Below are 25,443 nucleotides of genomic sequence, written 5' to 3'. Positions count from 1 at the left end.
ACTAAAGGCTTGCTTGGACTAAGTTCAAGCAAGCCTTTTTTATGGATACCATCCTACTAAATCTGCCAGTTTCCGTTTCGATTATTATCTTCGATAAAAATCAGATAACTGGTATTTAAATTGACGGCTTCTTAAACTGACTGTAATGCCTCAGAATTCCACTCATCAAAGCGAGTGACGTAACCTTCAGGCTTTATCATTTCAAGCTCCCAGCAGGTTTCACCTCTAGCTAAATACTTTATTTCAAAGTGAGTACGCTTACTATCTATGGGAACTTCCCTTCTCTTGGTCACTAAACACCAAGTCTCAACCGCCTGCTGATAGGCATTATCTATGTATTCTTCAATATTGCTGGCCAATATTACCCTACCCTTAGATTTTAATCGGGATAATAGAAACTCAAAAAATGGCATATTTAACCATTGTTGATTAGGATTTTTGGGTTCAGGGTTGGGATATAGTAAATAAAACAGATCCACACTTTGTGCCGGCAGCGCGTAGACACAGTAAGGAATGGCGTCCGCATGCACCGCTAAAATATTATCTAGATTTACCACTTCATTGCTAACAGATTGTACTAAGCTATTAAAAGCAGTGAATTTATTTTGAGTTCTTTCAATAGCGATCAAATCATGTTTGGGATTCTTTTTGGCATATAAGCAAGCATGCATGCCCTTACCAGCACCAATCTCCACTATTAGCGGTCGGCTGTCATCATCTAGGCTAACCTTAACACCAGTCTTTTTACTGGCTTCAAGAGAGCGAGTCACGAATACAGGTAGTGAAAAGTCTCTTGGAGTGGTTAGCTTCTCAGGTTTAAAACAGCGACTTTTGTTATGACTTAGCGCCTCAGTAGACAATAAGGAGTTAGGTTTTGAAATTGACATAATTGTTTTAGACACTTAATCAAGTTATAGAATTATTGATAATGCGATATATGTTATCATTTCTAAAGCCTTATCAGGGTGAACTCTAGCGGTTATTTTCATATTCACCTTGATCATAATATTAGCTTTACATCGCGTATTAAGATAGATTGTGAAGCAGTATAAGCCCTCTGATACCCATGTTATAATTCTAATTTGGTCACTCAGTGACTCACAACTTACTTGTAATTCAAAGACTTTAAACTATGACCGACTCTACAGACCACTCCAGCAGCCCCTCAAGTCCAAAAACCTACCCTTGCCCCTATTGCAAAAAGGCAACTTCTTGGCAAGACAATCCTTATAAGCCTTTTTGTAGTGATCGATGCAAACTTATCGATTTAGGCGCTTGGGCCAATGAAGAGTATCGTGTTGCTGCCGAAGAGTCTCCTTTTTCTGATGATCTAAATTATTAGTTATTGGCTTGCCTTTAAGAGGCTGTTTTAAATACTGCACACATCGTATTTATTCAGCTACAATACTTATTACCCTCCTATCTGCTAAATGTTTAAGGACCCATTATGTCAGCATCGCATTCCTATATTATGCCTACCTATAGCCCTCAACCCATAAGCTTTACTCGAGGAGAAGGCAGCTGGCTTTTTACTGCTGACAATACTCCTTACTTAGACGCATTAACAGGTATCGCAGTTTGTGGTCTGGGTCATTGCCATCCTGAGATTACTAAAGCCATTCAGGAGCAGGCAGCCACTTTAGTCCATACCAGTAACCTATTCGAAATTGAATGGCAACAAAAAGCCGCTGAAGCTTTATGTCAGGCAGCTGGCATGGACAGTGTTTTCTTTGCCAACAGTGGTGCTGAAGCCAATGAGGCTGCGCTTAAGATGGCCCGTCTATATGGCTATAAAAAAGGCTTTAAGAAACCTAAAGTTATCGTCATGGAGAAATCATTCCATGGTCGTACTCTATTGACGGTAACCGCTACTGCAAACCCCAAAGCACGTGAAGGCTTTTATACTTTAGACTCAGACTTTATCCGAGTCCCTTTCGGTGATATTGAAGCTTTAAAACAAGTCACCCAAGATGAAGATGAGATTACGGCAGTGCTGCTAGAGCCTATTCAAGGTGAAGGCGGCTTAAATACTGCTAAAGACGGCTTCGAGTATTTGGAGCAAGTACAAGCCCTGTGTGATCAGCAAGATTGGTTATTTATGCTAGATGAAGTGCAAACGGGTAATGGTCGTACCGGCAAATATTTTGCTTATCAGCACAGTAATGCTAAGCCGGATGTCTTATCTACCGCCAAAGGCTTGGGTAACGGCTTCCCTATTGGTGCTTGCATGGTTCGTGGTCGTGCTCGTGATTTGTTTCAAGTGGGTAGTCATGGTTCTACCTACGGGGGCACACCTTTAGGCAGCCGCGTGGTATATACCGTTTATGACATTTTAAGCAATACTGATGTTATGCAAAATGCCACTACTGAAGGTGACTACATTCAGCAGTCTTTGAGTGAGGCCTTAAAAGATTTTGGCGTTACCACTCGAGGACATGGCATGATGATAGGCGTTGTATTGCCAGAGTCTACCGATTGCAGCGATTTAGTGGATAGAGCGCGTGAGGATGAGAAACTAATCATTAACGTTACTGGAGGTCATGTTATCCGCTTATTACCTCCTTTAAATCTAAAGCGTGAAGAAAGTGATCAGCTGATTGAAAGATTGATTCGACTGATTAAATCTACTTTAAGCTAATCAAATAAAACCTTCACTACCTATATAAAGAAAAAGCCCTTAAATTTTTAAGGGCTTTTTTATGCTTAGGCTATTTTCGAACATTAAAAGCTAGTAATTAAAAGTTTGAGAGTTGTTGTAACGTTAGTTTTAATAACGACTGAGTATCAACAATATTTTGACCCGCTTCAGTTTCTCTTGCTGCTTTAATCGCTTTTTGAGCCTCTTTATCTCGGTAACCTAGACTTATAAGTGCCGATTCAACCTCAGCAAGTATAACTCCTTCACTTCCCGCAGCAGATTTGGGCATGCCCTCTAACACTTCAAATAATCCACCACTGCTTTCAATATTATCAAACTTACCTTTTAGTTCGATAAGTAGTCGCTGTGCCGTCTTTTTACCAATGCCGGGTACTCGCGTTAGTGCCACTTCATTATCCGTCTCAACGGCCTGCTTTAACTCAGGGGCAGACATGGTGGACATCATAGCCAACGCCATTTTTGCACCCACCCCATTAATACGAATTAGCTGACGAAAAACTTCTCTTTCTTGATGCTTTATGAAGCCATACAGCAACTGGGCATCTTCACGCACATGTAAATGAGTCCATACAACCACGCTAGCATCAAGTTGCAGCTGACAAAAGTCTGGTAGAGGCAATTCTATCTCGTAACCTACCCCAGAAGCGGTCATAATGCATGCCACTGGAGCAGACAAATGACATACCTTACCTTCAATTAGTCCTATCATAATGTTATTTTAATTCTCTAATAAAAAAACAAGCTTCATTATAGCAAAGATACCCAAGCATTAACTGAGCTTGTGCCCTGCTTCCATTAACGCTATATTCTGTTTATTTTATTTTCATAAACCCATAGCCATTAAAAAAGCCCTGATAAAATCAGAGCTTTTATTATACTTAAATGTAGTAGTATTTAAAAAATATGCTATTTAAAAATACAGAATTTAAGCAGATAAATTAGTACTGTTGATCTTCATCAACCGCTTCCACAACTTCTGGATTAGCTTGTAGGTCTACATTATCTGTAGTATTGTTTGCTACATCTTTTGAACCCTCAGCTACAGCAGTTGCGCCTTCTGATACTGCTGTTGCTGTCCCTTCAACGGCTGAATTTGCACCCTCAGCAATGGCTTCGCCAGCATTAACAACAGCACCGGTAGCTACAGCACCCGCCGTTTGAGCATTATCAATAGTATCTTGACCTGCACTCTCAGCAGCAGCTTCTACATTACCTGCATCTGCAGCTTCTTCAGTCTCCTTGCTACAACCAGTGATAGCAACAGCACTAGCAACAAGACCTGAGATTAAAAGATTACGGTATAACATGTGAACTCCTCACAATATGTGTTATTACAATATTAGATTTTCAGCATTCTAATAGCTAGTAATTGAAAACACAAGTAGCTTTAAGTAACATAAGTTTTAGTTTATCTAAACCTAATATAGTACTGGCGTAGGCTATATTTATCTCAACGATATAAGCAATCATTCCCAGTAATAAGCTTAGTTAATAAATAATTATTACTTAGCACTGTATTTTTCTAAAGCGGCAACGGCAGGCAGTACTTTACCTTCCACAAACTCTAAGAAGGCACCACCACCTGTAGACATATAGCTTACACCGTCTTCTACTTGGAACTTATGAATAGCAGCCAAGGTATCGCCTCCCCCTGCAATCGAGAAACCGTTACTGTCTTTTACTGCTTCAGACAGTAGTCGAGTCCCTTCTGCAAAGGCATCTACTTCAAACACACCAACGGGGCCATTCCACAAGATAGTCGCTGCATCCTTAACAGCGTTAAAGATATGCTCTGCCCCTTCAGCTGCCACATCTAAAATCATTTCATTTTCAGAAACTGAGTCTATGCTTTTTACAACTGGAGTTGCCGTTTGTAATGAGTTAATAAAGTCGTCAAAGTTGATTTGATTCTTATCAGCCACTACCACGTTCTGTGGCAATAAAATCTCAGTTTGAGTCATGATTTGTTTGGCCGTTTCAATCATATCTGCTTCATATAATGAAGCCCCTACTGAATGACCTTTTGCTGCGATAAAGGTATTAGCAATACCGCCACCGACGATAATTTGGTCACAAATTTTTGCTAAACTGATCAATACGTCTAGTTTAGTAGATACTTTAGAACCGCCAACAATGGCCACTAGTGGTTTTTTTGGTGCGTGTAAGGCTTTGTCTAACGCATCTAATTCTGCAGCTAGTAAAGGACCCGCACACACCACTTTTCCAGCTTTGGCAGCAGCTTGGATTATCCCTTCAGTAGAAGCTTGAGCTCTGTGAGCTGTACCGAATGCATCCATAACGAACACATCACATAGATCAGCATAACGCTGTGATAGAGCTTCTGTGTTTTTCTTTTCACCAACGTTAAAGCGAACGTTTTCTAATAACACCACTTCCCCTGGCTGAATAGATACATCCTGTTCAGCATAATCTTTGTTTAAGCGTACAGTCAGGCCTAGATGCTCACTTAAATAATCCGCTACAGGCTGCATAGAGTACTTCTCTTCAAACTCCCCTTCTGTTGGGCGACCTAAGTGTGAGCAAACCAGAACGGCTGCGCCTTTTTCGAGGGCTAGCTTAATGGTGGGTAAACTTGACTGTAAACGCGCATCGTTAGAGATTTCTCCATTTTGAATTGGCACGTTTAAATCTTCACGAATCAACACAGTTTTTCCAGTTAAATCTTGGTTTTCCATTCTAGCGAAATTCATGTATTTACCCTTACTTAATTATAATTAGAAGTCAAAATTGGCTTACACTTCTATTTTAGGTTTGAAGAAAAAATGGTGGGAGAATTCTACCATATTTTCCAGCCTATTTTCGCCTCTGTTTCTGCCTATTATTATTGGGGATTTATTAAATCTGTCGTTCTATTATTTAGGGCAATACAAAGATTTATTATTGGATAAGTGCTAATATAGAAGATATAAACAAAGCAATAATAAAGGGGTTAATAACCCCTATACAATTATATTTACTTAAGGAGATTACAATGAGTAGAGATTTTTCTGCTGCTAAAGAGCGCCTACTAGAGCTACAACAAGAATATCAAAACCGTATCGATAAAATTGAAGATCATATTTATAACCCTCAAGATGATTTAAATGAACATTGGGATGACCAAGCCATTTCTATGCGGGATAATGAGATGCGCAAAACGCTATTGGTTGAGGCCAAACAAGGGCTTACCTATGTTAAAAATGCGTTAAGTCGTATTGACAATGGCACCTATGGCGAATGTACAGTTTGTGGTGAAGATATCGAAGAAAAGAGATTAGAAGCTGTGCCTTATGCAACTTTATGCATGCAACACGCCTCTTAAATTATAGCCTCTAATAAACAAAAAAAGATTGCTCTAAGAGCAATCTTTTTTTGTGAGTACTATATTATTTTAATAGAAACAACGGGATATAAAAATAAGTTGGCTATTAAATAGTACGACGTAAAGCTAAATTATGTAGAATGTTCTCTGCATCGTTCCAGCGCGTATTAGAGCTATCAGCACCTAAAATAACAATAATCGCTGGACGGTTGTTAACTTGGGTTTCCATTACCACACATTGACCCGCTTCATTAATAAAGCCAGTTTTTGAGATACCAATTGGATAAGTGCCACTACGAACTAGCTTACTAGTGTTATTAGCAGGATAGGTACGGTTACCATCGCTATAGTTTGCTACAAAGAAGTCATAGTTTTTAGTGGTTGAGAAGCGGCGGATCACTTCATATTCACCAGCAGCTTTAACCATCTTAGTTAAGTCCATGGGAGAGGCCACATTACGCTTATCTAGACCAGTAGGATCACCAAAGAAAGCAGTATTCATACCTAACGAACGGGCTTTAGCGTTCATTGCACGCATGAAAGCATCATAGCCACCTGGATAGTTTCTGGCTAGAGATTTAGCAGCTGGGTTCTCAGACTTCATTAGGGTCATTAATAGCAGTTCTGCACGGTTCATACGGTCACCAGCTTTCAAACGAGAACTAGCACGCTTAGGACCTACGAAATCTTCTGGATCAAGCTTAATCTCTTCTCGCATATCAAGACCGGCATCTAAAACCACCATAGCCGTCATAATCTTAGTAATAGAAGCTATTGGACGAGCCACATCAGCGTTCTTTTCATACAAAGGCTGTCCAGTTGCTACGTCTAAAACGACGACCCCTCTTGAAGCGGCTGAAATAGGTAGTCTGTCAACGAAACCTGGAGAGCTTGAGAAATTATTGGTAGAAGTAGAAAAAGAACGAGTGGTGTTAGTAGTCACCCCTGGATTAGAGTACATAATACTGCGGGCTTCTGATAAACCACCAGCATTACCCCACTGAACTTGTGAGTTGCCTGTTTTGCTTGGTTCCACAATAGTTAAAGCAGCATTTGAGACAGAGCTTGCGGTACCCAGACCCAATGCGATGCAAACAAAGATAAAAGATTTGTTGAAAGATTTATTTATGCTCATATTTCATCCCACTTGAGTCGTAAAATAGTATAAAAAAGAATAATTAACCATGCGGTTAATTTAAAGGTATGATGTTATTGACCTAGAAGCTAAATCCATTGACAATGGAATGCATTGAAACAGATATAAAAAAATTACCAATTACCCACTGCGATTAAAAGCTTTGTTATATTAGGATTTATGAAGTGCCTTTTTGATAATAGAAGTAATTACATTTACAAACATTAGTACTAATTTATAAACTTAAACACCATACTAATACCAAATACAGCCAATATGTTAATTATCTTAACATCATTAATCTTAGTCGTTAAGTGTTAATTCCACTTAACGTGATGGGATTAAGGTATGGTGTCAATTCAAAACATTTCTTTTACGCTACAGCAACATAAAATTACTCATACTATAATTTTGTGCGTTCTCTTGGGAAAATAATATGATTAAAGTTTTGGTGGTTGATGACCACGACTTGGTTAGAATGGGCATAAGTAGAATGTTGGCAGATGACCCTGAAATTGAGGTTATCGGTGAAGCTGACAGTGGTGAAGCTGCTATTAGAATGGTTAAAGCACTCAGCCCAGATGTGGTCTTACTGGATGTAAATATGCCAAATATTGGCGGAGTTGAAGCCACAAAACGCTTACGCCAATTTGATGAAAAAGTAAAAATTTTAGCGGTTAGTAGTGTTTCCTCACAGCCTTATCCTTCGATGCTATTAAAGGCAGGGGTCAATGGCTATATCACCAAAGGCACCCCTTTAGCCGAAATGATTAAAGCCATTAAAAAAGTTTATCAAGGCAGTAAGTACTTTAGTAGTGACGTGGCAGTACAGCTGGCTGATATGCTACTGACAGACAATGAAGAGTCGCCTTTTGATAGACTAAGTGAAAGAGAAAAACAGGTTGCTATGATGGTGGTAAACTGTCAAAGCCCGCAACAAATCGCTGACCAGCTTTTTGTTAGTGTAAAAACAGTCAACACTTATCGCTATCGTATCTTTGAAAAGGTTGGGGTCGACAGTGACGTGAAGCTCACTCACTTAGCCATGCGCCATGGCTTAATCACCCCGTAGGCCTGAATGTTAAAAGTCAACAATAATGCGCAACCTTGATCACCTTCATCAATAAAAAAGAGAGCTTACCAGAAGCTCTCTTTTTCTATCAAAATATTTATTTAACAATCAGTAATTTACTCTGTAACTAGTAATCATTAAGCATGCTGCCATCATCATCAAACTTTGTATCAAATTTAATTCCAAAGGGTCTGTCTTGAGATAACAAAAGATTCACGGCAGTTTGTTGCCAATCCGAACCATCATGGGCTAGAACCATATCAGGCTTCACCCCAACCCCATCTATAAGCTCACCTTTCGCACTGCGGTATTCTGCAACCGTAAGCTTGATACCTCCACCAGACTCAAGGGGCACCACCTCTTGTACGGTGCCTTTACCAAAGCTTTGCTCACCCACAATTTTTGCCCGCTTGTTGCTTTTAAAACTGCTTGCCAGCACTTCCGCGGCAGAAGCAGAGTAACGGTTTTGTAAGATAATTACTGGTAAATCAGAAAGATAAGGTTTTCCTTTGGGCTTAATCAGCTGACCATGATTGGTACGGCTTCTTACCTGAATCAGGTCCCCTTCTTTAATAAACAAACTAGCAATGTCAATTGCAGAGGATAACACCCCGCCTGGATTATTACGCACATCAATAACCACACCAGTTACCGCTGACCCAGTTTGCTTTAAGGCGCTAATCAATTGATCTTTAGAACCGTTTTGAAAAACAGGTAAGCGGATTATGGCAATACTGTTTTTTACGGTCACAGACAATTCATTATTAGCGGCGAGATTACGTTGCAAAGTTATATTGCGCCGCGTCCCTCCTTGGGCATTCACTACGGTTACTTCAACTTGAGAGCCGGCAATACCAGAAAGTAGTTGCTGTACATCCTGCTCTGTCATATCTGAGGTGAGTTCCGCATTTTTAATGCGTAATAACCTATCACCGATCTTTATTCCAGCTTGCTGAGCAGAAGACTGGCTTAAGACAGAGCTGACCTCCCACACCTGCTGATTAGAATTATATTTTACCACCAATCCCACTTGGGCTATTTCCCCATCAGTGAAACTACGTAGATTATCGTAACTCTCTGGGGTTAAATATTCAGCGTGCTTATCTAGCTTTTCTAACATACCGGTTATGGCTTGCTGAAAAAGCATTTCATCATTGACAGGTTTCACATAGTCATGACGTATGACATCGATGACCTCCACAAAAGCTTGTAGCGTCTGAGGTGATATGGCATTTAAAGGAACATGCTCTACCCCTAACCTTTCACCTTCAATTTCATCATCAATATCATCTTCTTCTATATCGATAAGGGCTGGCTGCGCATCTATGTCTTCATAACTTTCTATCTCTTCATCAAGATGAGCAATAGCATCCACATCGCCGCAGTCATCTACACAGGCGTCTTCAGATTTTTTAGCACTAACTGCCAAATCATTCAGCTTTTTTGCCGCTTCTGAGCTGGGCTGAGCATTTGACCCCGTCTCCAAAATGACAGATTTAGTAGCTCCGTTATCAACGGTAGAAGTCTGTAGCTGTCCCATGGAAGAGCAACCACTGATAGAAAGCGTTAAGGATAACAGCGTAAACCCAGCCACCTGACTAAGTTTATGCCCCTTAAACATGGCTAGCCAAAACTTGCTAGGAGTTATAGACTCCTTATTTTTTGATAAGTTTTGAGAAGAATCAAATTGCATCGTATGCTCTACTATCAGTGGTAGTTAAGAGATTTTAACTCCTAGGTTGGTCTTGACTAGGCGGACCTTAACTAGGCTAATCTTGACTGGCTATTTAGCTTCTAACAAGTTGATACCAGTCATCTCTTTCGGCACTTCAAGACCCATTAGATCTAAGATGGTTGGGGCCACATCACTTAATTTACCGCCCTCACGAACTGTCACTTTTTTATCACCAACGTAAATCAAAGGCACATGTTCGGTAGTATGCTGAGTATGCACCTGACCACTTTCATAATCTTGCATCTGCTCACAATTACCATGGTCTGCGGTAATTAACATATGACCACCGGCTTTAATAACCGCTTCTGAAACCTCACCAATCGCCACATCCAATGCTTCTACCGCTTTTACTGCAGCTTCAAAACTACCGGTATGACCCACCATATCACCGTTGGCATAGTTCACTACCAAAACATCATACTTGCCAGACTCAATGGCTTCTACTAAGTTTTTGGTTACTTCCGGAGCACTCATCTCTGGTTTTAAGTCATAAGTTTCAACATCAGGAGAGGGAATTAGAATACGAGACTCACCTGTAAACTCATCTTCTTTGCCACCACTGAAGAAAAACGTAACATGAGCAAATTTCTCAGTTTCCGCAATTCTTAGTTGAGTTTTTCCATTATTCTGTAAGTACTCACCCAAGGTGTTATGTAATTTTGTTGGCTTATAAGCTACTGAAGTTTTTGGATTAGCAGCCAACTCATCAGAGTAGTGAGTCATCATGACAAAGGCTGAAAGATTAGGTTGCTTCTTACGAGCAAATCCTGAAAACTCATGATCGGGTAGGATGAAAGCTTGAGCCAGCTCACGCGCTCTATCCGCACGGAAGTTCATAAAAATCACAGCGTCATTATCATTGATGGTCGTTGGTGTCTCGCCGTGTTCAATAACCGTAGTTGGACTCACAAACTCATCTGTTTCACGAGACTTATAAGCGGCTTGGACTGCCCCATCTGCTCGTGTTGCCATTCTTTCTGACTCACCCAAGGTTAATAGATTATAAGCCTTCTCTACTCTATCCCAGCGATTATCACGGTCCATCGCATAGTAACGACCGATGATACTGGCAATCTGTACGTTGCTTTCATAATAGGCGTTTAAATTTGCCAAGAACTCTTTTAAGCGTTTGATATATTTATCAGCAGATTTTGGTGGCGTATCACGACCATCTAAAAAGCAGTGAACATAAACCCCTTTTGCACCATGCACAACGGTGGCATGACACATGGCTTCAATATGATCCTGATGAGCATGCACCCCGCCATCTGACAATAGACCCATAATATGAAGATTGCTATCAGACTCTTTTACCGCTTCGATGGCTTCTAACAACTCAGGGTTTTTATAGAAATCACGGTTTTTGATATCACGAGAGATACGAGTAGAATCCTGAAACAACACTCGCCCTGCCCCTAAGTTCATGTGACCTACTTCTGAGTTACCAAATTGACCTTCAGGCAACCCAACATCCTCACCTGAGCCTGAGATTAGGCCATGTGGATAGGTACTGTTGATTTTGTCTAGATTAGGCGTGGTGGCAGCAGCGATCGCATTGTCCTGCTCATCCTCACGATATCCAAAGCCATCTAAAATCATCAGAACGTGTGGGATTTTTTTGTTTTTATCAGCTGCTACCATTGACTTTATCTCCATTTGTATTGCAATATTTCAAGAAAAATTAGAATATTAAAGATTATAAAATTAAATCAAATATACAAAACTATTAAAATTAATATCAAAATTGACCCTCTAATTCTAACACACTCACCAGTTTAACTATAATGTAAGATTGTGAACGCTTATTATATAAGGGCTCAGCCTCAATAATTCCATAGCAACATTAACCATCTCCTCTACATTAAAATTTAAGTCAGACAGACATATGGTAGGCTCAGTTGCTAACTTATTCATATTATTAACAAACTAATATAGCTTTAGGTTTGCAAGTTCATAAAAAATTGGTTAGTATTTAAAGACTCTGAAGTGTTCGCCAGTGGATGTTATTCCCTGAGCCGATAATGCACTAAATGGATGTGCTATCTATTGTTTCATTGTGTATGCCTGCACTGCTTGCAGTGACTCAGGAAACCTTAAGAGACAGTGACACATCCGCCCTGAACTTCACGGTTCATGGGTCCCCATCCAACAGCGGCACTTCGGTTCTAATTTTTGTGGCACCTTATAACTTCCTTATTTTTATGTGTTTTGAATACTATTCAATAAAGCAATAAGCTATAAGCTATAAGCTATAAGCTATAAGAAGTTATAAGCAATAAAAAACCCTTTTACTCAAGTAGAAGGGTTTTTTTATTGCTTGGACAAAATAGTCAGTTATTCAAAAAGCTTTGGAAGCCTACTATTCATCGTTAGCAGGTTTCTCTAATTTTTTCACATCTTTAATAACTGGTTTCGCTGAACCATCTACCGTAGTGCTTTTCTTAAACCCACTACCAAATGGATTTGCATTTTTAGAGCCTGGCTGATTATTGAATGGGTTCTGGCCACCGAAAGGATTTTGGCCCCCAAATGGATTAACGCCAGCACCCATACCACCAAATGGATTTTGACCGCCCATTTGTCCACCCATCTGTTTCGCCATCATTTCCATCATTTTTTGTTGGTTATTCATGACGTAATTATTGGCCATATCTTTTAGTTTTTTCTGCACAGGAGGTAGGACTACCAACAGTGCTAAAATATCTGATAGTAGACCAGGAATTAGTAGTAATAGACCCCCTACTGCCATAGCTACTGTCTTAATAATGGTATTCTCAGGTGGGCGCATAGCAGGATTCATCATGCCGCCTGCTTTCATATGTTGTGCCATAGGGTTTAAAGTGGTCATACCACGACGTATTAAGCTAAGCCCAATTACAGCAGCTATGATAAACCAGAAAAATACCCACCAGCCACTGATAAATTGTGCCACTAAGTACCACAGTAGCATTTCAATAATAAACCATACGATGGCTAAGCCAACTAATTGACCCATAATGTGTCGTCCTATTTTGATTTGGGAAATAACTAAAATTTAATATGTATTAGATATATGGGGATGGCTTGCTATACTATCAAATCTTAAATGAATTTTGTTGAGGAATAATACTGAAATTTAACCTCAATCAAACAAGATTCAGCAGCACAAATTTTTATAACCCTTAGGATAATTTGATTTATTATGGCGATTATTATTGGTATTGACCCCGGCTCTAGAATGACAGGTTACGGTATTATTCATCAAAAAGGGGATACCTTGCGTTATTTGGATGCCGGTACTATCAGAACCGACACCAAAGAGATGCCAGAACGTTTAAAACGTATATTTAATGGGATAACTCGTATTACCCAATATCATCAAAAATATTCTGACGAGCCTATTCATGCTGCCGTTGAGCAGGTGTTTATGGCTGAAAACCCCGACTCTGCTCTTAAGTTAGGTCAAGCCCGCGGTGCAGCCATCGCAGCTTTGGTTGCCTTGGACCTAGAAGTTTCTGAATATACTGCCAGACAAATCAAACAAGCGGTCTGTGGCTATGGAGCCGCCGATAAAGTACAAGTACAAGAAATGGTTTGTCGCATCTTAAAACTGGATGTCACCCCACAACAAGATGCCGCCGATGGTCTTGCTTGCGCCATCTGCCACGCGCATTCAAGTCATTCTATGAACAAGCTACTTATGAATACCACCCTACGAGGCCGCGGTTCTTCCAAGAAAAAAGGACGTTGGCGTTTAACCGAAGAAGACTTGGCTGGGCTAAAGTAGACTCAGCTTTACAAAAAAATCGCCTATAGTTGCTATAGGCGATTCTTTATTTTTCTATTTATATTATTCGGCTAGCTCAAATTGGCTAATTGGCTCTTTATTACCTTATTAGCTTTAATAATCAACCTAGCTTTAGTTAACCACAGAACTTTCTATAATTTGATCTAACACATAGACAAATTGCTTGCCCTTGACGTCTATTGGGTCAACCGTAAAACGCTTTAAACGCAGCACAGTGTCGATACCGCTGTCATGATTATAGCCCTCAATCTTATCGACAAAGATCTGCCAATCACCAACGCCTGTTTTAATATCTTGATCATCATAATAAACAGGCCTCACTTTCAAGCAACCCTTTTGGTTAGGATTTGGACAGTCTTGCAGCTGATGATTGACCTCCCAAAATACAATATCGCCTTTTTGTTGATACTTAGCTTCTGGGGTTGCAGTCCCCTTCCAAACTAATACCTCTCCAGTGGCCAACTGTTGAGTTAATAGAGGCTGAATCGTAGTCGATTCTTTAGGGCTTTCAATAGAGAGCTTACTATTACCACGCATTAATTGAGCCATTAATCTCTCTGCTTGGTCTACTTCTTGGCAATACATTTCAGTACTAATAATATTGCCCATTTTTAGGGTCTGGTTAGATACCGTGAATTCAGCACCCATACCATTACACCCTACTGTGAAGCTGGCACGATTAGCCCTTTTGTCCACATAGAAGCTAAGATGGACTTGATCTTTAATAGTTTCTAATACCGATAAAGGTCGACCGTGTTTATCCTTTGCAGCCAGTAGTTGCCAATGATAATTGGCCAAGCTAGTAGCATTCAGCGTCAACTTGTTTTCAGCATTTGTCATAGTGCTACTCTGAGGAGCACTGGACTGGGAAGTTACAGGATCGGTATTTTGACAGCCCACTAACAGTAGACTACCCGTGACCATAACCGTAAATAGACCTTTTGCAGACAGCATATTATTCCTTACTTCTTAAAGCCAAATCGCTCATTCATTGAGTTATAGAAGCGCGCTATACCCTCACCATGAGCAGTGGGATCAAATTTAAGAACTCGCCCAAAATCAAGGCCAATATAGAACACGATATCGGCATAACTTAATTGATTGCCCACTAGGTAATCTTTGTCTTTCAAAATATCATTGAAATATGGCAGTGCTTTTTCGGCTCTGGCGATAGACTTAGAGGCAAACTCGGGAACTTGATCAACTCGATGCGCTTTTGAGGGATGATTGTGCTGGAAGGCGAGCATAAAGTTATACAACACTTCAAACTCGGCAACCCTTCTTATCGAGCATACCTGAGCCCGTTGCACAACATCATTGCCCATCACAGAACGCTCCCCATAGACCCTATCTAAGTACTCACAGATAGCTTGAGAATCATTGAGTACGGTACCATCTTGAAGCACCAATACCGGCAATAGCTGTAAAGGATTTATTTTGCGAAACTCTTCGGTTAAATGCTCGCCCTTTGCCATATCAATATCAATCACATCGATATCATCAATGTCATCAATATCTATACCCTTAGCTTTTAAAAGGAGAACCACTTTACGTGGATTAGGCGCCATACGAGTTAAGTATAATTTTTTCATTTCAAACTCCCTTTGATTTAATTTTATCTTTGGTGGATATAATTTTAGGTATCCCTACTTCGTCTTTTATCATATCAAACTGAAGCAATAACACCATATCAATATTTGTTAATTAATCATTTTTAGCACGATAAGCCAATAATAAACAAGCCGATAAAAAAAGCTCCCACAACTACAGTTAAGGGAGCTTTTACAACTTACTAAATTTCTGGCTAAGTTTCTGGTTTAAACCTTAAAATCGAAACCTCACCTTATTTATTTGGCTGAGGAGTGATACGTAAGTAAGGTTTAATCTCAGTGAAGCCTTTTGGATAGTCTTTTTCTGAAATATCTTCAGTTTTGATGCTTGGTGGAATAATAACGTCATCACCATCTTTCCAATCTACTGGCGTAGCTACGTTATACTCATCTGTTAATTGTAACGCATCAATAGCACGTAGGATTTCATCAAAGTTACGGCCAACGCTTGCTGGGTAAGTTAGAATCAAACGTACTTTCTTTTTTGGATCGATAATAAACACACTACGTACTGTGTTAGTAGTCGCCGCATTAGGGTGGATCATGTCATATAATTCGGCTACTTTCTTATTCTCATCACCAATAATTGGGAAGTTTAACTCAGTACCTTGAGTTTCACCGATATCACTTGCCCACGCTTTGTGATCTTCTACGTCATCTACAGAGATACAAATTGGCTTGACACCACGCTTTTGGAACTCACCATTTAAAGCAGCAGCACGACCTAATTCTGTAGTACATACTGGAGTGAAATCAGCTGGGTGTGAGAAGAATACTACCCAGTTGTCACCTGCCCACTCATAAAAGTTAATATCACCATCAGTAGTTGGGGCGTCAAAGTTTGGAGCATCATCACCTAAACGTAAATGTGCCATAATAAAATCCTTATTTATAATTGATTTATTTAACTATTTAATTAACTTAACCACTATCATGCACAGTAGTCCTATGCAATTGATAATATACTATCAAAATAAATATATTAAAACTATGCCAGATTGTAAAAGCTTTATGCCATTTTAGCGTTTGCCTGTAATTTTATCTTTTATTAGTCCACTCTTCTATCTTATTAATTGAGCTAATAAAAAACCCGCCAACAACCTGACGGGTTTCAAAGACAATGGTAGCAGCCCCTATCTTCTATTCAGTACTCAATGAAGCAGGGTCAAAATAGGGATTACTTTTGAATCCACTGACGAATTTTTTCACGCTCATCAGGAGTCGCTTGTAACCAAAGCTGCATAAAGTTATCCAAAGTATCAGCCTTGGCACTATTACTAGAAGTTTCTACTGGAGAGATGGCCTTAATTGAAGTAGTTGATGAGCCATTAACCGCAGCAATAGCTTTTTGGTTTTCTACTTGAGCATCATTACTACCGAATAAAGAAGATAGCCCTGAGAATAAGCCACCCTCTTCAACAGCGCCGCTGGTCTGTGCAATCACAGTTGAGCCTTTAATTACCGCTAAAGTTGGAGACTTAGCATATTTTTGGGCTTCCTGATATCTCTCTGGCTGACCTGGCATGGCCAAACGATAAGTTTGGTTATCTTGTAAGTCAGCAGTGACCGTCACATTACCAGAACGCAAGTAATCATGATTATCGCCAGGTAAATCATCATACAGGCGATCATATTTAGCAGTAATTACGTGTTTGCCTGGCTGTAACACAAAGGTCTGTTGTAAAGGCTGAAATAAGCTAGTGTTGTACTGCTTACCATTTAAAACCGTTACTTTGATATTGTCGTCTACTTTTAAAGTCACATCAGCATGTGCCAACGATACTGAGAATAAGCCAATACCTGCGACAGTTAGCAGTTTATTTAGCAGGGGCTTGTGGGTTGTATCAGTCATGAGATAGCCTTAAAGAATATTGGAATTAAGTGAGTATTAGTTTTAATAAAAATAGTAAAAATATGCCGTAGCATAACTGGAAAAAATTACAATTTAAAGATGCTCTGATAATTTTTTAAAAATTCAGAGTCATATTATCGCGATAAGGGTTACTCTCTTCTGACTTAGTTAAGAAATCTTCGTGAGCTTCTTGGTTAATATCCTCAAGCTCCGCCATAAGTGTTTGCTCATCAATCATCGTAATGGCCTGATTGATCACAGCCTTAGACACGTGAGATCGATTTAGGTTAGAGAATAAAGGCTGGATAACATTTAAGATATCCAGCATACCGCCAATACGGTGCGGCCCTTCATTCAGCAAATGCTCGGTGATGCGAGGGTCAAACTGCCAACCCCGTCTACGCATTATCGACTCAAGCATAGCTTTCCTATCTGCAATATCATGCCCTTCTGGCACTCTAAAAGCTGGTGACTGAATTAATCGAGTCAATAAGTCAGGTAATTCAAATGGTAAGTCTGTGGCCGGTGTTTTCGCCGCAAAGATTAATTGCCCCTGACCTTCACGGCTACGATTAATCAAATGGAAGATGGCTTCTTGCCAGACACGACTATTGCGAATGGCTTCCAAATCATCAATGGCCACCAAGTCAAAACTTTCTAGTGAAGCCAAAACCCCTACATCGGTGTTGACCAGTTCTTTTAAAGACAGACAGATCGCAGTCTTATCCATCTCCATATAAGATTCGCAAATAGCGGAAAGTAAGTGAGTTTTACCAGTAGCAGCACTACCATAAATGTACATCTGTCCAATTAAGCCAACATGCAGTTGACGAACAGCATCGATTAAAGTCGACCAGCCCGGTCCCGAAAAATCGCTCAGGCTAGCATCTCTCCTTACTTCTAGATTTAAACTTAATTGATTTGTCATCAGGCTAGTATCTCGGCTCGATATAACTTTGTAACGTTTATTTATATCACAATTTTATGAACAATAATATGACATTACCCTGCAATAAGCCAGTAAACCCTAACAAACACTTTGTTATCTGCTTACTGACACTTACTCAAATAACTTATACTGCTTTCTACCCTTATACCAATCTGTGTTCTGGTAAGCCGCGTAAGCATGACGGAATAAAACATTAATGATGGCTGAAACCGGTAGCGCAATTAACATCCCAACAAAACCTAGCAAACTTGCCCCTGCCAGCACAGCAAAGATGACCCATAAAGGAGAAAGTCCAATTTTATCTCCCAGTAGTAGAGGCTGTAGGATATAACCTTCTACCGCCTGCCCTACCATAAATGCACCGGCAATAAGTCCAAGCTGTAACCAGTCCATACCAAACTGGAATAACCCTGCAATCATGGCCGCAATAAAACCAATACCAAAACCTAGATAAGGCACGAAACTGGCAATACCTGCTACCATTCCGATAATTAAGCCAAGCTCCAACCCAATAAGCTGCAACTGTACTGCATAGACGACGCCTAATAATATCATGACCAGCAACTGACCTTTAATGAAAGCCATTAAAGCTTTGTCACAATCACGAGCAATCTCAATAATTTTCTTCGAGCTGGTTGCAGGTAAAGCTGCTTTCCACGTTTGCAGGCGCTCGTTCCAGTTAAATAAGAAATAAAAGGTTAAGATAGGCACTAAGACCACAAGACCGGTATTATTAATAACGGTTAGCCCTGAGTTCATGATGTACATCAGAAATGACTGAGCATCGGCTACATTATAGTTTTTGTTGAGATACTCAACCAAAGTATCAGAGACAATTTGCGACTCCAATACAGGTAAATTGAAACGACTGTTGTCATTAACCCAAACACGAATATCACTGTTATACCATTCAACCAATCTTGGAAAGTACTTCCACGCGGACTCAATTTGCGTCCATAACGTAGGTAGTAGCCACCATAATAAAACCCCAAACCCCAAAATAATGGCGGTATAAACAATCAGAATCGATAGCCACCTAGGCATAATACGAGCCAAACGTGCCACAATGGGATTCAGAAGGTAAGCCAATATAAATGCAGTTAAAAAAGGCAAAATAACAGGAATTAGCAAATATATAAGCCATAAACCTATCCCTATGGCTACAACGGCGAATAAACGCTTAAAAAATGGGTCAATTCTTACAACTTGCATAGATAATATTCTCTATAATTCAAAAAGCTTCAGGTAGGAAAGAAGGGTATTGTTTTTAACAGAAAAAAATAATTTAACTGTAAAAACAAAATAATAAGTCAAAATTAATTCTATAATAATCCACAACAGCGTAATCATTAACTAAATTTTAGTCATTTTTTGTTTTTATCCTCAATTAATATGCGTTAAATTTTGCGAGCCCTGCGTTTTTGCGTATAATGCCACCAGAGAACTGCTGTTTGCTATTTACTAACAATCTAGCCTAATTCACTTTGCTAATTTGAGCACACAGTTTTTATCTGAACCTTCTATTATTTTATTCTCACATTCGCTTATTAAGGTCTGCTGCTACCATGAGCCATCCAAATTCTAATGCATCTGCTAACTCGTCAACTCAAGACAAGCCAACTTCACTAAGCTATAAAGATGCTGGTGTAGATATTGATGCAGGTGATGCCCTAGTTCAACGCATTAAATCTATTGCTAAATCAACCACTCGTCCTGAAGTTGTTGGCGGTCTTGGTGGATTTGGCGCATTATGCCGTATTCCAACAGGCTATAAGTCGCCTGTATTAGTTTCAGGAACAGATGGTGTCGGCACTAAGCTTAAGCTTGCACTTCAACTAGACCGTCATGACACTATCGGTATCGACTTGGTGGCTATGTGTGTCAACGATCTATTGGTTTGTGGTGCTGAGCCTTTATTCTTCTTAGATTACTATGCTACTGGTAAATTAGATGTGGATACTGCAGCCTCAGTTGTGGGCGGTATCGGTGAAGGCTGTAAGCAGTCTAACTGTGCTCTAATCGGTGGCGAAACTGCTGAAATGCCAGGCATGTACCAAGATGAAGATTATGACCTAGCTGGCTTCTGTGTGGGCGTGGTTGAAGAGTCTGAAGTTATTACTGGTGAGAATGTTGCAGAAGGTGATGTCCTTATCGGTATCGCTTCTAGTGGTGCTCACTCAAATGGTTATTCTCTAATCCGCAAAGTCATTGAGGTTAGTGGCGTAGATATTGCCAACTCTGACGAAACCTTAGACGGTCAACCAATTGCCGATGCACTAATGGCCCCTACTAAAATCTATGTGAAATCTATCCAAACGTTACAAAAAGCACTAGGTAACAGCAAGCTACATGCTATGTCACATATCACTGGCGGCGGCTTTACCGAAAACTTACCTCGCGTATTACCAGAGAATTTAGCAGCTAAAATTGATACCCAAAGCTGGGAGATGCCTGAGTTATTTAACTGGCTTCAAAAACACGGCAACATTGAGCAGTCTGAAATGTACCGTACCTTCAACTGTGGCGTAGGTTTCGTGGTTGTGGTTCCAGCTGAAGTAGCTGAGCAAGCGGTTAGTATCTTAAATGATGCCAGTGAGAAAGCTTTCATCTTCGGTGAAATTATCGCTCGTACTGATGATGCAGTGGTGTACTCGTAACATGACTGATTCGCAAAAACCATTAAAGGTTGCTGTTTTAGTTTCAGGCAGTGGCAGCAACCTTCAAGTACTTATTGACGCTATGAACGCCGGTAGCTTACCTATTGAGATTATCGGCGTCATTAGTAATGTCAAAGAAGCTTATGCGGTGACTCGAGCACAGCAAGCTGGCATAATCACAGCAGTATTTTCTCATATTACTGAAGGTGAAAATGCTGGTAAGCGCATGGGGATTAAAACCTTTGAGCGTCATGCCAGCGCTCAGTTGAATGAGTGGCAACCTGATTTGGTGGTATTGGCAGGCTTTATGCGAGTCCTAAGTGATGAGTTTATTAGTGGTTCGCCTGCGCCAATGATCAATCTACACCCTTCACTACTACCAAAATATAAAGGACTAGATACTCATCAGCGTGTTTTAGAGTCTAGCGACATCCATCATGGCTGTAGTGTACACATTGTGACTGCTGAGCTAGATGCCGGCCAAGTATTGACTCAGGCTATGCTTGCAGTTGATCACAGCGAGTCTGCTGAAGCACTACAAGCCCGCGTCCAAAAGCTTGAACATCAAGTACTGCCATGGACCATCCTACTTATTGCTCGGGGTGTATTAAATCTTGATGCTATCAATGAGCAGAAAGCAGCAACGCCTTATCTACCGCAGCTACCACTAAAACTTTGGTTAGATAGTTAATAGCTATGACCAGAACCGATTAATTCTAAATAAAAAAGCCCAAGTCTTAGATTTGGGCTTTTTCATTTAAAGTTTATTTAAGCTTTTAAAGCTTAGCGCTCATCAATCTTAGTCCCAAAGCAATAAATACCACACCACTAATTTTATTAAGCCAAGCTTCAATACTTGGATTCTGTCTTAATTGCTCACTAAATCGTGCTGCCAATAGTGCCAAACTGACACACCACACTAAACTTGTGACCGCAAAACTTAATCCAAGCAAAGAAAAGGACAGCATGGCATTACCGTAATTAGCATCAATAAACTGCGGGAAAAAAGCTAAGAAAAATAAGGCCACTTTGGGATTAAGCACATTGGTCAATATGCCCTGCTTATAAATTTGCCATTGATTTATCCCGCGTTTCATGCCCAACTTTACCTCAGACATAACGTCCTTAGGCAGTTGCTCAGAAACTTCAGTACTCTGTTTAGACCATAAAAGCCTTATCCCCAAATAACACAGATAGAGTGCGCCTAGATACTTAACTATAGTAAAAGCCAGTGGGTAACTCGCTAACAATACAGACAACCCCAATGCTGCCAACAAGGTATGCACTAAGATGCCAGTGACAATACCCAAAGCTGAGAACACGCCAGCTTGGGGTCCTTGTGAGATGCTACGCATAATAATATATAAGCTATCTGCACCTGGAGTTAAATTCAGCAACACGCCTGCAGCCAAAAAGCCCCAATAATTGTCGATACCAAACATTATTTAATCCTTTTAGCTGGCGGGTAGTCTGCTTATAATTTATAGAGTGAGGTTACGTGAGATGATTGACCCAATACCTTAAGAACTAAGGGCTTTGAATTGCGGTTAAGATTTGTTTTTTTAACACCAAATACTCTTGGCTATCCAAAAACCCCTCATGCTTAGGAATAACAAAGTGCTCGGTTAGCTGAGCCGGCTCCCCTTTTAACACATATAGATGATCGGAGAGATAAATAGCTTCATCGATGTCATGCGTAATGATCAGGCAGGTTAATTCTAAGCGTTTTTGCAGTTGACTAAACCAGTGGTACATTTCATCTTTGGTTACGAAATCTAAAGCAGAGAACGGCTCATCGAGCAACATAATAGGATTATCACCTAAATAAGTACGCAATAAAGCCGCTCGCTGTCTTTGACCACCAGATAAAGTCTGAGGGTACTGTTGCTCCAAGCCTTGAAGCCCAAAGTGAGTCAATTGTGGTCTAACAATTTCCTCAATTTTTGCCTTACTATAACCCTTTAAAGTTAACGGCAGAGCAATGTTATCGAACACACTTTTAAAGGGTAATAGTAGGTCTTTTTGGAGCATATAGCCTACCGTACCTGCCTGACCTGTGGTCTCAACCCCATTTATCCAAACCTCCCCTGAAGTCGGTGTTAGTAAACCGGCTGCGATATTAAACAGGGTGGTCTTACCAACACCGCTGGCACCAACAATGCTCACCACATCATTTTTTGCCACAGCCATATTTAAATTTTCAAATATAGGCTTTTGGTTAAAGGCATGGTTGATCTCTTTTAAAACAAGTACCTTATCCATTATTGATACCACTCACTTTGTTGGGCATTGGTTCATATAATAGGTTTTAAATAAATCAAACACTATTATAGATAGTCGTTAGTAACACCAGCTTGAGGAGGAAGTGGTTTTTCTAACAGACCCTTTTTATAAACCCAGTCATAAAATCTATCCCAACGATCATAATCAAATTTACCCCAATCGCCCTCTTCATCTAGATATTGAGTAGAGATGTATTTTTGGCTCGCCAGCGCTAGCTCTTTATTGGTTTCAGGGGCATGCTTCACCAAGATTTCTGCACTTTCTTCAGGATTTTTTGCAGCATAAATGTAGCCCTGCTTCATCGCAGCTAAAGTCTTTTTCACAAGCTCAGGCTTGGTTTCTAGGAGTTTATTATTGGTAATAATTACTGGGGCATAATAATCAAAGACTGGCTCATAGTCTTTTAGGAAAAAGAAGTTAGTTTCCACATTTTGTAGCTGGGCATGAATGCCATCCCAACCATAGTAAGCAAGAATATAATCAAACTGATTCATTCTTAGCGCAACCGTAGCATCTGTAGCTTCACCTGGTATTTTTACTAAGTCACCGCCCACAATATGAGCCACAGTCGCATCATCAATAGGATCTTCCCAAGTGGAATAACGCTTACCATTTAAGTCTTTTGGCGACTCTGCTCCCAGTGACTTTAAGCTCAATAAACCCGCCGGATTGTGTTGTAAGATGGCGGCTACAGCAGTAATGGGCACTTCTTTTGCCAATCTTGAAGTCATATTTGACTGAAAATAGACCCCAAAATCTGCTCTATTATTCGCCACTAGGGTTGAGGCACTGTCTTCACTAGGTTGAACAATTTTTACCGCCAAGCCTTGGTCTTTAAAGTATCCCTTTTCTTGTGCCACATATAGACCAGTATGGTTGGTATTGGGCACCCAATCTAATGAGATAACCACTTCGGTCAGACCCTCGCCTCCTTGCTTAGCACTGTCTGCCTTTGGTTGGCAAGCTGCTAAGCTTATCGCCATAATTGCCAATAACGACAGCACCACCATGGAATAAACAGCGCTGGTCTTAATACGACTTGAGCTTAAAATCTCCACTATAAATCCTCTGTAAAGTTATTTTAGAAAAGGTTGTTTTATAAATAATTATGACGTAGTACCCGTCTCTCCAACCATTTCACCAGTCCAATAAGCAAAATAGTTAGGAAACTAATCAAAAAAATCACCGCAAACATACTGTCTAAGTCATAAGACTTACGTACCCGTGTCATATAAACCCCAAGCCCATGATACCCCCCTAGCCATTCAGCAATAACGGCTGAAATTAGAGCGTAGGATAAAGCCACTTTCAGACCGGTAAAAAAAGACCCCATAGCTGAAGGAATCTTTAAGTGTCGATACAGCTGATATTTCGAAGCTTTCATAGACTTAAAAAGGTTTAAATGTTCACGACTTACCGACTGATAGCCATCTACCAAAGCAATGGTTATCGGAAAGAACACTGCCAAAACCACTAAAACTACTTTGGGAGTAATTCCATATCCCAACCAGATAATCAATAAAGGAGCAATGGCAATGGTGGGAATGGTTTGGTTCAATAAAATGACAGGATAAATCAGCTCTTTCATGGTCTTCGATAAATCCATAATTATTGATAGCACAAAACTGATTACAAGACCAATTGCTGTTCCGATAAAAGCAGTCGCCAAAGTGTATTTGGCATGCTCCATTAATAAGGGAAAATCTTCAATAAAAGCTTCAACTATTTGCAGTGGTGAGGGTAATAAGTAATCAGGAATAAGCTCTAATGACACACACAGCTGCCACAACACCAGTATTAAAATGACTAAGATATGACTTTTTATTAGACTAACAAACTGTCTACTAACTTGGGCTCGCTTTTGAACAGGGGTCATTATTAGGAATCTCAGTAAAGCTAAAAAGGGGAATAACTATTAATTAAAGAACAACTAGCTATTAAAGATAGCAATTTACCAACTAAAGACAATGATTTGAATTCTAACAAATTGACTTCCTCCCCTCGCTAAACCGAGGGGATTCCTACAGCTAGACGGTCAAGCCCGCCCGCAAGGGCGTTCTTAGCAGCATTGGTATCTCTATCATGCCATGTGCCACACTCAGCACAAGTCCATCCTCTTATTCGCAAGCCTGCTCTACCCTCAAGCTACTGTCACTTATTTTAAGGCAGTACGAGCAGGTCTGGGTAGTGTAACTCTCATTTACCATCTCAAGCTGACAACCTGCATGCTTGCATTTATATTCCAGTTGTCGTTTAAGTTCAAACCATCCGGCATCGTATGTCGATTTAGCTAGATTGGTTTTTCTAGTTGTAAATGAGCGAGATTTAACATCACCAACCACAATTAAGCTGTTATCTTTAACAAGCTTGGTGGTGAATTTA

25 protein-coding genes, 1 other RNA gene and 1 pseudogene are annotated in these 25,443 nt (G+C 40.1%); 8 read left to right on the top strand and 19 right to left on the bottom strand.

The window, feature by feature from the left end:
• Positions 1 to 131: 131 nt before the first annotated feature.
• Positions 132 to 887, bottom strand: a complete 756-nt coding sequence (locus A1019T_RS11445; protein ID WP_077451744.1) for a class I SAM-dependent methyltransferase — start codon at positions 885 to 887, stop codon at positions 132 to 134.
• Positions 888 to 1,132: 245 nt separating this feature from the next.
• On the opposite strand from A1019T_RS11445, the gene A1019T_RS11440 reads away from it, so the two are divergent.
• Both A1019T_RS11440 and A1019T_RS11435 read left to right on the top strand, forming a co-directional pair.
• Positions 1,133 to 1,342, top strand: coding sequence for a DNA gyrase inhibitor YacG (locus tag A1019T_RS11440; RefSeq protein WP_077451743.1), 210 nt, complete (start codon positions 1,133 to 1,135; stop codon positions 1,340 to 1,342).
• Between the two features lie 105 nt (positions 1,343 to 1,447).
• A complete protein-coding gene (locus A1019T_RS11435) occupies positions 1,448 to 2,638 on the top strand; it encodes an aspartate aminotransferase family protein (RefSeq protein ID WP_077451742.1) in 1,191 nt (396 codons plus the stop codon).
• 97 nt (positions 2,639 to 2,735) lie between these two features.
• On the opposite strand, the gene ruvA is transcribed toward A1019T_RS11435, so the two are convergent.
• The 3 genes from ruvA to A1019T_RS11420 form a co-directional block, all read right to left on the bottom strand.
• The gene (ruvA, locus tag A1019T_RS11430) at positions 2,736 to 3,368 is read right to left on the bottom strand and encodes a Holliday junction branch migration protein RuvA (protein ID WP_077451741.1); all 633 of its coding nucleotides are present in this window, start codon (positions 3,366 to 3,368) and stop codon (positions 2,736 to 2,738) included.
• 229 nt (positions 3,369 to 3,597) lie between these two features.
• Positions 3,598 to 3,966 carry a hypothetical protein gene (locus A1019T_RS11425; protein ID WP_077451740.1) on the bottom strand — a complete coding sequence of 123 codons (369 nt, stop codon included), beginning with the start codon at positions 3,964 to 3,966 and terminating at the stop codon, positions 3,598 to 3,600.
• A gap of 195 nt (positions 3,967 to 4,161) precedes the next feature.
• Complete coding sequence (locus A1019T_RS11420; protein ID WP_077451739.1) at positions 4,162 to 5,370, bottom strand: phosphoglycerate kinase; 1,209 nt, start codon at positions 5,368 to 5,370, stop codon at positions 4,162 to 4,164.
• Positions 5,371 to 5,651: 281 nt separating this feature from the next.
• Here A1019T_RS11420 and A1019T_RS11415 point away from each other — a divergent pair, with 281 nt between their 5' ends.
• Positions 5,652 to 5,981 (top strand): TraR/DksA family transcriptional regulator, encoded by a 330-nt coding sequence (locus A1019T_RS11415; protein WP_077451738.1) that lies wholly within the window; start codon positions 5,652 to 5,654, stop codon positions 5,979 to 5,981.
• Between the two features lie 106 nt (positions 5,982 to 6,087).
• Here A1019T_RS11415 and A1019T_RS11410 read toward each other — a convergent pair whose 3' ends face one another.
• On the bottom strand, positions 6,088 to 7,116 hold the full coding sequence (locus A1019T_RS11410) for a serine hydrolase (RefSeq protein ID WP_077451737.1): 1,029 nt from the start codon (positions 7,114 to 7,116) through the stop codon (positions 6,088 to 6,090).
• Positions 7,117 to 7,552: 436 nt separating this feature from the next.
• Between A1019T_RS11410 and A1019T_RS11405 the strand changes: the two genes are divergently transcribed.
• On the top strand, positions 7,553 to 8,188 hold the full coding sequence (locus A1019T_RS11405) for a response regulator (RefSeq protein ID WP_077451736.1): 636 nt from the start codon (positions 7,553 to 7,555) through the stop codon (positions 8,186 to 8,188).
• A 127-nt stretch (positions 8,189 to 8,315) separates the two neighbouring features.
• Here A1019T_RS11405 and A1019T_RS11400 read toward each other — a convergent pair whose 3' ends face one another.
• Positions 8,316 to 9,728, bottom strand: a complete 1,413-nt coding sequence (locus A1019T_RS11400; protein ID WP_244156651.1) for a S41 family peptidase — start codon at positions 9,726 to 9,728, stop codon at positions 8,316 to 8,318.
• A gap of 243 nt (positions 9,729 to 9,971) precedes the next feature.
• A complete protein-coding gene (gpmI, locus tag A1019T_RS11395) occupies positions 9,972 to 11,564 on the bottom strand; it encodes a 2,3-bisphosphoglycerate-independent phosphoglycerate mutase (protein WP_077451734.1) in 1,593 nt (530 codons plus the stop codon).
• A gap of 334 nt (positions 11,565 to 11,898) precedes the next feature.
• Here gpmI and ssrS point away from each other — a divergent pair.
• Positions 11,899 to 12,090, top strand: a non-coding RNA gene (gene ssrS, locus A1019T_RS11390) — 6S RNA.
• A 192-nt stretch (positions 12,091 to 12,282) separates the two neighbouring features.
• Here the strand turns inward: ssrS and A1019T_RS11385 are convergent.
• Positions 12,283 to 12,918: an FxsA family protein gene (locus tag A1019T_RS11385; RefSeq protein WP_077451733.1), complete on the bottom strand. Its 636-nt coding sequence runs from the start codon at positions 12,916 to 12,918 to the stop codon at positions 12,283 to 12,285.
• Between the two features lie 186 nt (positions 12,919 to 13,104).
• Between A1019T_RS11385 and ruvC the strand changes: the two genes are divergently transcribed.
• On the top strand, positions 13,105 to 13,689 hold the full coding sequence (ruvC, locus tag A1019T_RS11380; protein WP_077451732.1) for a crossover junction endodeoxyribonuclease RuvC: 585 nt from the start codon (positions 13,105 to 13,107) through the stop codon (positions 13,687 to 13,689).
• Positions 13,690 to 13,821: 132 nt separating this feature from the next.
• On the opposite strand, the gene A1019T_RS11375 is transcribed toward ruvC, so the two are convergent.
• The 6 genes from A1019T_RS11375 to A1019T_RS11350 all read right to left on the bottom strand — a co-directional run bounded on the left by A1019T_RS11375 (position 13,822) and on the right by A1019T_RS11350 (position 19,333).
• Positions 13,822 to 14,664, bottom strand: a complete 843-nt coding sequence (locus A1019T_RS11375) for an META domain-containing protein (protein WP_077451731.1) — start codon at positions 14,662 to 14,664, stop codon at positions 13,822 to 13,824.
• Between the two features lie 8 nt (positions 14,665 to 14,672).
• Positions 14,673 to 15,302 (bottom strand): glutathione S-transferase family protein, encoded by a 630-nt coding sequence (locus A1019T_RS11370; protein WP_077451730.1) that lies wholly within the window; start codon positions 15,300 to 15,302, stop codon positions 14,673 to 14,675.
• A 251-nt stretch (positions 15,303 to 15,553) separates the two neighbouring features.
• Positions 15,554 to 16,195 carry a peroxiredoxin gene (locus A1019T_RS11365; protein ID WP_077451729.1) on the bottom strand — a complete coding sequence of 214 codons (642 nt, stop codon included), beginning with the start codon at positions 16,193 to 16,195 and terminating at the stop codon, positions 15,554 to 15,556.
• A gap of 302 nt (positions 16,196 to 16,497) precedes the next feature.
• On the bottom strand, positions 16,498 to 17,172 hold the full coding sequence (locus A1019T_RS11360) for a DUF2057 family protein (protein ID WP_077451728.1): 675 nt from the start codon (positions 17,170 to 17,172) through the stop codon (positions 16,498 to 16,500).
• 115 nt (positions 17,173 to 17,287) lie between these two features.
• The gene (gene hda / locus A1019T_RS11355) at positions 17,288 to 18,100 is read right to left on the bottom strand and encodes a DnaA regulatory inactivator Hda (protein ID WP_077451727.1); all 813 of its coding nucleotides are present in this window, start codon (positions 18,098 to 18,100) and stop codon (positions 17,288 to 17,290) included.
• Between the two features lie 132 nt (positions 18,101 to 18,232).
• Positions 18,233 to 19,333, bottom strand: a complete 1,101-nt coding sequence (locus A1019T_RS11350) for an AI-2E family transporter (protein ID WP_077451726.1) — start codon at positions 19,331 to 19,333, stop codon at positions 18,233 to 18,235.
• Positions 19,334 to 19,686: 353 nt separating this feature from the next.
• Here A1019T_RS11350 and purM point away from each other — a divergent pair, with 353 nt between their 5' ends.
• Positions 19,687 to 20,778 (top strand): phosphoribosylformylglycinamidine cyclo-ligase, encoded by a 1,092-nt coding sequence (gene purM / locus A1019T_RS11345; protein ID WP_077451725.1) that lies wholly within the window; start codon positions 19,687 to 19,689, stop codon positions 20,776 to 20,778.
• Between the two features lies 1 nt (position 20,779).
• On the top strand, positions 20,780 to 21,469 hold the full coding sequence (purN, locus tag A1019T_RS11340) for a phosphoribosylglycinamide formyltransferase (protein WP_095532617.1): 690 nt from the start codon (positions 20,780 to 20,782) through the stop codon (positions 21,467 to 21,469).
• Positions 21,470 to 21,554: 85 nt separating this feature from the next.
• On the opposite strand, the gene A1019T_RS11335 is transcribed toward purN, so the two are convergent.
• The 5 genes and pseudogenes from A1019T_RS11335 to A1019T_RS11310 all read right to left on the bottom strand — a co-directional run.
• On the bottom strand, positions 21,555 to 22,220 hold the full coding sequence (locus A1019T_RS11335) for a LysE family translocator (protein WP_077451723.1): 666 nt from the start codon (positions 22,218 to 22,220) through the stop codon (positions 21,555 to 21,557).
• Between the two features lie 85 nt (positions 22,221 to 22,305).
• Entirely contained in the window at positions 22,306 to 23,040 is a 735-nt protein-coding gene (locus A1019T_RS11330) for an ABC transporter ATP-binding protein (RefSeq protein ID WP_077451722.1), read from the bottom strand.
• A 65-nt stretch (positions 23,041 to 23,105) separates the two neighbouring features.
• The gene (locus A1019T_RS11325) at positions 23,106 to 24,071 is read right to left on the bottom strand and encodes an ABC transporter substrate-binding protein (protein WP_077451761.1); all 966 of its coding nucleotides are present in this window, start codon (positions 24,069 to 24,071) and stop codon (positions 23,106 to 23,108) included.
• Between the two features lie 86 nt (positions 24,072 to 24,157).
• Positions 24,158 to 24,937: an ABC transporter permease gene (locus A1019T_RS11320; RefSeq protein WP_077451721.1), complete on the bottom strand. Its 780-nt coding sequence runs from the start codon at positions 24,935 to 24,937 to the stop codon at positions 24,158 to 24,160.
• Positions 24,938 to 25,065: 128 nt separating this feature from the next.
• A pseudogene (locus tag A1019T_RS11310) lies at positions 25,066 to 25,443 on the bottom strand (RNA-guided endonuclease InsQ/TnpB family protein); the annotation flags it as partial.

Source organism: Psychrobacter piechaudii (assembly GCF_900162825.1).
Taxonomy (GTDB): Bacteria; Pseudomonadota; Gammaproteobacteria; order Pseudomonadales; family Moraxellaceae; genus Psychrobacter; species Psychrobacter piechaudii.
Note: the sequence above shows the minus strand (reverse complement) of the source record. Positions and strands in the feature narration are given on the sequence as shown.

Excerpts from the sequence above, each read along its gene's own strand:
- A1019T_RS11445 (WP_077451744.1), bottom strand. The coding sequence starts at position 887 with ATGTCAATTTCAAAACCTAACTCCTTATTGTCTACTGAGGCGCTAAGT.
- A1019T_RS11440 (WP_077451743.1), top strand. The coding sequence starts at position 1,133 with ATGACCGACTCTACAGACCACTCCAGCAGCCCCTCAAGTCCAAAAACC.
- A1019T_RS11435 (WP_077451742.1), top strand. The coding sequence starts at position 1,448 with ATGTCAGCATCGCATTCCTATATTATGCCTACCTATAGCCCTCAACCC.
- ruvA (WP_077451741.1), bottom strand. The coding sequence starts at position 3,368 with ATGATAGGACTAATTGAAGGTAAGGTATGTCATTTGTCTGCTCCAGTG.
- A1019T_RS11425 (WP_077451740.1), bottom strand. The coding sequence starts at position 3,966 with ATGTTATACCGTAATCTTTTAATCTCAGGTCTTGTTGCTAGTGCTGTT.
- A1019T_RS11420 (WP_077451739.1), bottom strand. The coding sequence starts at position 5,370 with ATGAATTTCGCTAGAATGGAAAACCAAGATTTAACTGGAAAAACTGTG.
- A1019T_RS11415 (WP_077451738.1), top strand. The coding sequence starts at position 5,652 with ATGAGTAGAGATTTTTCTGCTGCTAAAGAGCGCCTACTAGAGCTACAA.
- A1019T_RS11410 (WP_077451737.1), bottom strand. The coding sequence starts at position 7,116 with ATGAGCATAAATAAATCTTTCAACAAATCTTTTATCTTTGTTTGCATC.
- A1019T_RS11405 (WP_077451736.1), top strand. The coding sequence starts at position 7,553 with ATGATTAAAGTTTTGGTGGTTGATGACCACGACTTGGTTAGAATGGGC.
- A1019T_RS11400 (WP_244156651.1), bottom strand. The coding sequence starts at position 9,728 with ATGGGACAGCTACAGACTTCTACCGTTGATAACGGAGCTACTAAATCT.
- gpmI (WP_077451734.1), bottom strand. The coding sequence starts at position 11,564 with ATGGTAGCAGCTGATAAAAACAAAAAAATCCCACACGTTCTGATGATT.
- A1019T_RS11385 (WP_077451733.1), bottom strand. The coding sequence starts at position 12,918 with ATGGGTCAATTAGTTGGCTTAGCCATCGTATGGTTTATTATTGAAATG.
- ruvC (WP_077451732.1), top strand. The coding sequence starts at position 13,105 with ATGGCGATTATTATTGGTATTGACCCCGGCTCTAGAATGACAGGTTAC.
- A1019T_RS11375 (WP_077451731.1), bottom strand. The coding sequence starts at position 14,664 with ATGCTGTCTGCAAAAGGTCTATTTACGGTTATGGTCACGGGTAGTCTA.
- A1019T_RS11370 (WP_077451730.1), bottom strand. The coding sequence starts at position 15,302 with ATGAAAAAATTATACTTAACTCGTATGGCGCCTAATCCACGTAAAGTG.
- A1019T_RS11365 (WP_077451729.1), bottom strand. The coding sequence starts at position 16,195 with ATGGCACATTTACGTTTAGGTGATGATGCTCCAAACTTTGACGCCCCA.
- A1019T_RS11360 (WP_077451728.1), bottom strand. The coding sequence starts at position 17,172 with ATGACTGATACAACCCACAAGCCCCTGCTAAATAAACTGCTAACTGTC.
- hda (WP_077451727.1), bottom strand. The coding sequence starts at position 18,100 with ATGACAAATCAATTAAGTTTAAATCTAGAAGTAAGGAGAGATGCTAGC.
- A1019T_RS11350 (WP_077451726.1), bottom strand. The coding sequence starts at position 19,333 with ATGCAAGTTGTAAGAATTGACCCATTTTTTAAGCGTTTATTCGCCGTT.
- purM (WP_077451725.1), top strand. The coding sequence starts at position 19,687 with ATGAGCCATCCAAATTCTAATGCATCTGCTAACTCGTCAACTCAAGAC.
- purN (WP_095532617.1), top strand. The coding sequence starts at position 20,780 with ATGACTGATTCGCAAAAACCATTAAAGGTTGCTGTTTTAGTTTCAGGC.
- A1019T_RS11335 (WP_077451723.1), bottom strand. The coding sequence starts at position 22,220 with ATGTTTGGTATCGACAATTATTGGGGCTTTTTGGCTGCAGGCGTGTTG.
- A1019T_RS11330 (WP_077451722.1), bottom strand. The coding sequence starts at position 23,040 with ATGGATAAGGTACTTGTTTTAAAAGAGATCAACCATGCCTTTAACCAA.
- A1019T_RS11325 (WP_077451761.1), bottom strand. The coding sequence starts at position 24,071 with ATGGTGGTGCTGTCGTTATTGGCAATTATGGCGATAAGCTTAGCAGCT.
- A1019T_RS11320 (WP_077451721.1), bottom strand. The coding sequence starts at position 24,937 with ATGACCCCTGTTCAAAAGCGAGCCCAAGTTAGTAGACAGTTTGTTAGT.